The organism is Pseudofrankia saprophytica, from assembly GCF_000235425.2.
Lineage (GTDB): Bacteria > Actinomycetota > Actinomycetes > Frankiales > Frankiaceae > Pseudofrankia > Pseudofrankia saprophytica.
Window position 1 is genome coordinate 6,366,914 of sequence record NZ_KI912266.1, and the last position, 7,342, is coordinate 6,374,255.

9 protein-coding genes are annotated in these 7,342 nt (G+C 74.3%); 3 read left to right on the forward strand and 6 right to left on the reverse strand.

The features are described from left to right. The first annotated feature begins 192 nt into the window (after positions 1-192). Genes lspA through FRCN3DRAFT_RS0227010 form a run of 3 tightly spaced genes read left to right on the forward strand, consistent with a single transcriptional unit; the run spans position 193 to position 3,130 of the window. Positions 193-1,020: a signal peptidase II gene (lspA, locus tag FRCN3DRAFT_RS51935; RefSeq protein WP_232794164.1), complete on the forward strand. Its 828-nt coding sequence runs from the start codon at positions 193-195 to the stop codon at positions 1,018-1,020. Then, positions 1,017-1,964, forward strand: coding sequence for an RluA family pseudouridine synthase (locus FRCN3DRAFT_RS0227005; protein ID WP_007518458.1), 948 nt, complete (start codon positions 1,017-1,019; stop codon positions 1,962-1,964). The genes lspA and FRCN3DRAFT_RS0227005 overlap by 4 nt, the downstream gene beginning before the upstream one ends. After that, the gene (locus tag FRCN3DRAFT_RS0227010) at positions 1,961-3,130 is read left to right on the forward strand and encodes a hypothetical protein (protein WP_007518457.1); all 1,170 of its coding nucleotides are present in this window, start codon (positions 1,961-1,963) and stop codon (positions 3,128-3,130) included. Before FRCN3DRAFT_RS0227005 ends, FRCN3DRAFT_RS0227010 begins: the two co-directional genes overlap by 4 nt. Before the next feature lie 96 nt (positions 3,131-3,226). Here FRCN3DRAFT_RS0227010 and FRCN3DRAFT_RS0227015 read toward each other — a convergent pair whose 3' ends face one another. From FRCN3DRAFT_RS0227015 to pgeF, 6 genes are all read right to left on the reverse strand, one after another. Continuing rightward, a complete protein-coding gene (locus FRCN3DRAFT_RS0227015) occupies positions 3,227-3,406 on the reverse strand; it encodes a hypothetical protein (RefSeq protein ID WP_007518455.1) in 180 nt (59 codons plus the stop codon). Between the two features lie 233 nt (positions 3,407-3,639). Beyond that, positions 3,640-4,581, reverse strand: coding sequence for a DivIVA domain-containing protein (locus FRCN3DRAFT_RS0227020; protein WP_007518453.1), 942 nt, complete (start codon positions 4,579-4,581; stop codon positions 3,640-3,642). Positions 4,582-4,674: 93 nt separating this feature from the next. Beyond that, positions 4,675-4,929 (reverse strand): YggT family protein, encoded by a 255-nt coding sequence (locus tag FRCN3DRAFT_RS0227025; protein WP_027140979.1) that lies wholly within the window; start codon positions 4,927-4,929, stop codon positions 4,675-4,677. Between the two features lie 78 nt (positions 4,930-5,007). Then, the gene (locus tag FRCN3DRAFT_RS0227030) at positions 5,008-5,556 is read right to left on the reverse strand and encodes a cell division protein SepF (RefSeq protein ID WP_007518449.1); all 549 of its coding nucleotides are present in this window, start codon (positions 5,554-5,556) and stop codon (positions 5,008-5,010) included. Positions 5,557-5,565: 9 nt separating this feature from the next. Then, on the reverse strand, positions 5,566-6,420 hold the full coding sequence (locus FRCN3DRAFT_RS0227035) for a YggS family pyridoxal phosphate enzyme (protein ID WP_007518447.1): 855 nt from the start codon (positions 6,418-6,420) through the stop codon (positions 5,566-5,568). After that, positions 6,417-7,178, reverse strand: a complete 762-nt coding sequence (gene pgeF, locus FRCN3DRAFT_RS0227040; protein WP_007518446.1) for a peptidoglycan editing factor PgeF — start codon at positions 7,176-7,178, stop codon at positions 6,417-6,419. The genes FRCN3DRAFT_RS0227035 and pgeF overlap by 4 nt, the downstream gene beginning before the upstream one ends. Positions 7,179-7,342 lie beyond the last annotated feature (164 nt).

Below are 7,342 nucleotides of genomic sequence, written 5' to 3' on the forward strand. Positions count from 1 at the left end.
CAACCCAGCCACACCTGGTGACGGCGCATCGGCGCTGCGCCAACCCAGCCACGTCATCAGCCCCGGTCCAGCCCCACCACCGCTATATGCCAGCACCCGGAACCACGTAGGGAGGGCGCTCAGCGCCCGACAGGCTGCGCCCGGGTGCGGGCGCGGAGCGTCCGGCACCGGGACAGCCGTACAGTTGACGACGTGGGAGAGGCGCCGACCAGCGAGGGCGATGTACCCGGGCCTGGCGCGCGGGGCGATGAGGAGACCTCCATCGCGCGCGCATACCTGGACTGGGGCAGGGGCCCCGATCTGGCGGCCGGGAAGGCCACCGGCGCGCACGCCGGTCAGTCCGCGCAGCCGCGGGCCGACGGTGCGCCCGGCGGGGTCACCCGGGCCGGCGATGACGGGGAGGATGGGGGCGGAGGGTCCGCCCCGCACACCACCCCGTCCCGCCGGTCGGCGGGACGGCGCCCGATCGCCGTGCTGCTCGCCACCAGCCTCGGCGTGGTCCTGCTCGACGCCATCACGAAGATCATCGTGGTGGCGAGGATGAAGCCGGGCAACCCCGTCACGCTGATCCCCGGCGTGCTCGACCTGCAGCTGACCCGCAACTCCGGCGCCGCGTTCAGCATCGCCGGCGGCGCGACGGCCCTGTTCAGCATCATCGCGGTGGCCGTGGTCGTCGTGGTCGCGCTCACCGCGCGCAAGCTCGGCTCCCTCGGCTGGGCCGTCGTCCTCGGCGCCATCGTCGGCGGCGCGGTCGGCAACCTCGTCGACCGGCTGGTACGCGCCCCCGGCCCACTACGCGGCCACGTCGTCGACTGGATCCACCTGCACCACTGGCCGATCTTCAACGTCGCCGACTCGTCGATCGTCGTCGGAGCCGTCCTCGCCGTGGTGATCTCCGCGCTCGGCATCGGCCTCGACGGCTCGCGCCTGGCCCGGCAGGGCCCGGCGGCGGACGCGGACGGTGGCACGGCGGGCGAGCCCGAGACGGACAGACCGTCCGAGCCGGCGGGCCGGGAATGACGGCGGTGCGGGCCGGCGAGCGGCGGTCCCTGCCGGTTCCGGACGGGCTCGACGGCCTGCGCCTGGACGCGGCGCTCGCGCGGATGTTCGGCCTGTCGCGGACGGTGGCCGCGGCGCTGGTCGCCGACGGGCAGGTCAGCGTCGACGGCCAGATGCCCGGCCGGTCGGACCGGGTCCGCGGCGGCGCCTGGTTGGAGGTCGAGCTGCCGCCCCCGCCGGGCCCGGCCGTCGAGGCCGCGCCGACGCCGGTCGAGGGCCTGACGGTCCTGCATGACGACGACGACATCATCGTGATCGACAAGCCGGTCGGCGTCGCCGCCCACCCGGCGCCCGGATACACCGGCCCGACCGTGATCGGGGCGCTGGCCGCCGCCGGCTACCGGGTCTCCACCTCCGGTGCCTCCGAGCGCCAAGGGGTCGTGCACCGCCTCGACGTCGGCACGACCGGGGTCATGGTCGTCGCGAAGAGCGAGCTGGCCTACACGGCGCTCAAGCGGGCGTTCCGCGAGCGGACCGTCGACAAGCGCTACCGCGCGGTGGTCCAGGGCCACCCCGACCCGCTGCGCGGCACGATCGACGCCCCGATCGACCGGCACCCCCGCAAGCCCGGGCTGTTCGCCGTCGTCGCGGACGGCAAGCCAAGCGTCACCCACTACGACACCGACGAGGCGTTTCGGGCGGCGTCGCTGCTGATCATTCGGCTCGAGACCGGGCGAACCCACCAGATCCGGGTGCATCTCTCCGCGTTGCGCCACCCGTGCGTCGGCGACCTGGCCTACGGCGCCGACCCGACGCTCGCCGAGAAGCTCGGCCTGCGCCGGCAGTGGCTGCACGCCTTCGAGCTCTCGTTCGAGCACCCGGCGGACGGGCGGCCGGTCACGTTCACCAGTCCCGACCCGCCGGATCTCGCCGAGGCGCTGGAGCGGCTCCGGGCGATGTCGTGAGCCTGCGCCCGCCGCCGGTGCGCGCCAGCGGCTCCGGGGGCAAGGACCGCCAGGTGGGGCACGAACGAGGAGCATTTCCGCGCACCATCTGGTCTTCCGGGGCCCGTTCGGCGCGGAGCGCGGCCGACGCGGTCACGCACCGGGCCACCGCGGCGGTGGTGGAGGTCGCGACCGCCAGCGGCGCCGAGATCGCGAAGGCGGCGGATCGGGCCGGCCCGATGCTCGACCGACTGGACGACGCGCTGGTGCCCAGGACCGGCCAGGTGCTGGAGGCCGCGGTCGGCGCCGCCGCGGCGACGAGCAGGACGGTCACGGCCGGGCTGCTGCGTCTCGCGCTGCGCACCCGGCTGCTGCCCGGTCCGCCCCGCCCCCGGCGGGCGGACCACGGGTCCGGCTCGTTTCCCGCCGACGCGGCGGACGCCGAGGGGGCGGACACGGCGGACGGGCCGTCGGTCGGCCGGGCGTTACTCGAGCGCGGTGCCCGGATCGCCGTCCTCGGCCTCGTCGCGATGATCGTGTTGAGCGCCGCCGCCGCCCTGCTGCCCGGGATCGACGGCCAGCCCCGCAGCACGGGCGGGGCCGAGCCGGCGAGCCCACCGGCGGGAAACACGCCTGGCGGTCAGGCGAGCACCGCCGTCGTGCCCAGCGTGACGATCGGGCCGCCGGCAGGCGAGTCGACGGCGGACTACATCGGCGGCGCGGACCAGTCCCTCGCGTCGCTCGCCAGGGCCGCGCCGGCGGCGGACCTGCTGGCAGTGGTGAGCCTGACCGGCTACCGGAACCCGGACGGCCTGCAGGCGCTGCTGGCCACCTACCGGGTGACGCAGGTCTTCTTCGCGATCCCCGGGTCGGGCGCGGTACACCAGGCGGCGGTGCGCACCCCGGTGGACGACGTGCTGACGGCGTTCGCCGCGCAGGCCGCCGAGTCGTCCAGGCGAGCGACGACGGCCACCGACCCGGGGGCGCGGGAGAGCGCTCGGGCGGAGGCGGAGGCGCTGCGGGGTGGCCGGAGCTGCTCCTGCCTGTTCGCCGCCGTCGTGCGGGCGTCGGCCGCCCGGCTGCTCGCGCTGCGCCAGGACCCGTCGGTCCGCGTCATCGACGCCGCCCCACCGGCCACCCTGGAAAACACCGCCCGTTTCGTCCCCGTGAGCCCTGACCGACCGTAAGCCCCGCCCCTGACCGACGTGACGAGCCGCCGTCACGGCCATGCCGGGAACTCGTTCGCCGGGGGCGCGCCGGGCGGGTTGTGGCTCGGGGTGAGGTCAGGAGCTGACGGCGCCTCGGGCGGCGCGGCGGGCACGGCGGGCGGCGCCCAGTGGGAGCAGGCCAGCGGCGAGAAGCGTCAAGGCCAAAGATGCATACACGCACGCGGTCGGGCCCACGGCGCCGGCGACCAACAGCACCGCGGCGAGGACCAGCAGCACACCGCTAAGAATGATCACCTCGACCACCTCCGTCGTTCACCATTGTCGCCGCGGGTGACGCCCTGGCGGGCACGACACGGACGACCACGGCAGTGCGCGCGGGACTTCCCCGGCCCGCGCGCCGAAAGCTCGCGCGCCGGAAAGCGCGCGGGCGGCGACGGAGCTCCGCGCGGGCCGGCGGCGCGGCGGTCCACCACCAGTAGGCGGACGCGACCGTCCACCGGCCTGGCGACGGCGGACCCTCGGGCGGGTCAGAACTCCTGGATGCCGCCAGCGCGCGGGTCGCGCTCCCCGTGGTTGACGCCGTTCTGGCCACCCATGGCGGGCGGCCCCGGCTGGTAGGCACCTGCCGGAACCCCTACGGCCGCGGGCTGAGGCTGCTGGGGCTGCTGCTGACCGCCGCCCTGGGTGCCCGGGTTCAGGCCTGGACGGGCTGGGCCACCAGGGCCTACGGCCGGCTGGGTCGGCATGCCGTCGAGGTCGCGCAGCTGCATCTCCAGGTAGGCGCGCAGGCGCGTGCGGTACTCACGCTCGAACGCGCGCAGCTGCTCGACCTGGCCCTCGAGGCGGCGCTTGTCCTCCTCCAGGCCACCGAGCTGCTCGGCCACGTGCGCCCGCGCCTCGGCGAGGATGCGGTCGGCGTCCGAACGCGCCTCGCGGCGAGCCCGCTCCGACTCGGCGCGCGCCTCACGCAACGCCTCGTCCGCGGTCCGCTGGGCGAGCACCAGCGTGCGAGCCACCCGCTGCTCGATCTCGGCGTCGAGCTGGGCGCCGGCATTGGCGGGCGCGGGCACGCCGCCGCCACGCTGGCCGACGGCCGGCATGACCTGGGTGGCCCCGCCGGGGATCGGCACCGGCGAGGTGGACGGGCCTCGGGCGGCCGCCGCCTGTGCCTGGGCCTGGGCCTGCTGGGCCGCCGCCTGGGCCTGGGCGGCGGCCCGGCGCGCGTCGTCGAGCTGCCGGCGCAGCTGCTGGTTCTCCTCGAGAAGCTGGGGGGGCACCCCGGGGCCGCCGCCACCGGTGCGACGCGCCTCGTCGAGCTGGCGGCGGGTGTCGGCGTTCTCGTCGAGCAGACGAGTCAGCTCGGCCTCGACCTCGTCGAGGAAGGTGTCGACTTCGTCCTCGTTGTAACCGGTCCGGAACCTGGTCGGGCTGAAGACCTTGTTCTGCACATCCTGTGGTGTCAGCGCCACGTCGCCTCCTCTTGCGGCATCGCCGCTCCCCGAAGAGAGGGCGGTCTACGGGCAGTCTCCCGCGCTCGTGTCAGCGGCGTGCACACGACCCCGTCACAACCTCGTCGCATAGTTCTGCAACACCACGATCACGATGAACAACAGCAGGAAACCGAGGTCGAAGGCCACAGCCCCCACGCGCAGCGGCGGGATGAAGCGCCGAAGCAATCGTAACGGCGGGTCCGTGGCCGTATACACGACCTCGCAGAGCACCACCCACGGGCCGGTGGGCCGGAACGAGCGGCTCACCGACTGCAGCAGGTCGATAACCATCCGCGCTATCAGGAGCAGTAGGTACGCGGTCAGCACCCAGTAGAGCACGGTGCCGAAGATGCTTATGGCTGCCTCTCCCTGCCTTGCGGACGTCGACGGCCGGGCACCGCGACGTCAGGACTGGTTGTAGAAGCCACCTTCGGCGATACGACGCTTGTCGCTCTCGGTGACCTCGACGTTCGAGGGGGTCAGGAGGAAGACCTTGTTGGTCACCCTCTCGATCCTCCCGTGCAGACCGAAGATCAGCCCAGCGGCGAAGTCGATCAGCCGCTTGGCCTCGACATCGTCCATCTCGGTGAGGTTCATGATGACGGGCGTGCCGTCCCTGAACTCCTCACCGATCTGACGGGCGTCATTGTAGCTCCGCGGCTGGAGCGTTGTGATCCGGTAGGGGGATGCTTCCTCGACGGCGGCTACCCTCCGCATCGGAACGGCACCAGAGGGGCGCAACGGTTCGACGGAGGAGGAACGTCTGGCCATGGTCGGCGGCTCCTCGCGTGCGTCGATACGCCTCACCGTCCGGTCGAACGGAACGGGCTCGCGCACGTCCCGCCGGTCATCCTGCTGGTCGTCCTGACCGTCGTCATCGTCGTAGTCGTCGAGATATTCGTCGTCCTCCTCGGCCAGACCGAGGTAGACCATCGCCCTGCGACCGAGCCCCATGGCGCGACTCTAAGGGACAGGGCGCCGCTCACCGAACAAAGCGGTGCCGATCCGTAGGTGTGTCGCGCCTTCGGCCACCGCGGCCTCCAGATCGCCCGACATTCCGGCACTCATGACCCATGCCTCCGGGTGATCGCGCGTCAACCGTTCAGACACTTCCCGTAACCGGGCGAACGCCGGCCGTGGATCTTCTCCCCGGGGGGCCACCGCCATCACACCCGCCAGCCGCAGCCCGGCCGCCGCGGCGACAAGATCTGTCAACCGGGCGACATCGCTCGGCGCCACGCCACCTCGTCCGCTGACGCCGCCATCTCCCGATGTGTCCAGGGACACCTGGAGGCAGACGGCGATCATACGGCCCTGGCTCGTCGCCGCCCTCGCCAGGGCCGCCACCAGCTCCGGCCGGTCGACCGACTGCACCCAGTCCGCCCACCGGACGACCGCGTTCGTCTTGTTGCGCTGCAACTGCCCGACGAAGTGCCAAACCGGTCCATGCAACCCATCCGGTGCACCCGGCTCATCCGGCGAGGCCGTTCCGCCCAGCCGGGACAGTACCTGGGCGACCTTCGGGGCGGCCTCCTGCTCGCGGTTCTCGGCGAAATGGGCGACGCCCAGCGCACGCAGCGCCAGCACGTCGTCGGCGGGCCAGGTCTTGCTGACGGCGACGAGCGTGAGCCCGGCCGGGTCACGGCCGGCGGCGCGCGCCGCCGCGTCGATCCGCTCCCGGACGTCGCGCAGGTTCGCCCGCAGCCGCGCGAGGCGCGCCGCGCCGACCCCCCACCGGGCCGCCAGCTCGTCGGCCTCGCCCGCCGCGAGGTCGGGAGGAGCGCCGCCGGCCGGCGCCCCCGGATCACCGGGACTCAAAGCCAGACAACCCCGGCGAAACGGCCCGTACGCCCCTGGTCCCGACGGTGCGAGAACAGGGTGGGGTCCTCCATCGTGCAGCGGTCGGAGACCTCGACGTCGGTGACCCCGACGGCACGCAGCTGGGCGGCGACGCCCGCGCGCAGGTCGAGTGCCGGGGTGCCGGCCCTGGTGACGCTGGCCGTGCCGGGGACCAGTGCGGCGACCTCGTCGCGCATCGACGCGGGCACCTCGTAGCAGCGCCCGCACACCGACGGGCCGATGACGGCGCGCAGCTCGCCCGGCTCGGCGCCGAGCTCCCCGAGCGCCGCCACCGCCGCGGGCACGACGCCGGCGGCGAGCCCGACCCGCCCGGCGTGTGCGACGCCGACGGCTCCTGGGCTGGTGAACACGACCGGGACGCAGTCCGCGACCAGCACGGCGAGCCCACATCCCGGCGCGGCGGTGACCATGGCGTCGGCCTCCGGCGGCCGCGGCCAGCCGGCCGCCTCACCGGAACCACCCGGCAGGTCCCCGACCGGGGCGTCACCCGGCGGGCCGTCGGGTGACCAGCCGTACCGCGACGCGTCCCGGTACGTGATGACGCTGGCGCCGTGGACCTGGCGCATGAAACGGACCGGCACGCCGGTGGTCTCCACGAGCCGCTGCCGGTTGGCTCCCACGGCGGCCGGGTCGTCGCCGACCTTGCCGCCGAGGTTCAGCGAGCTGTACGGGCCGGTGGAGACGCCGCCGGCCCGGTCGGTGAACAGCAGTGGCACGGCTACTTGAGGAAGTCGGGGACGTCCAGCTCGTCCTCGTCGTCGGCGATCGGCCGGACCGGGCGCCGGGGCGGCGGGTAGCTCGGCCGCGCCCCCTGGCGGGGGCCCGCCGGGTCGGCGCCGTAGCCGCCCCCGGGACCAGCCGGCAGCCCCTGGCCCTCACT

Bases quoted from the DNA above. Each gene is read 5' to 3' on its own strand.
- FRCN3DRAFT_RS0227005 (WP_007518458.1), top strand. From the start codon at position 1,017: ATGACGGCGGTGCGGGCCGGCGAGCGGCGGTCCCTGCCGGTTCCGGAC.
- FRCN3DRAFT_RS0227030 (WP_007518449.1), bottom strand. From the start codon at position 5,556: ATGGGGCTCGGTCGCAGGGCGATGGTCTACCTCGGTCTGGCCGAGGAG.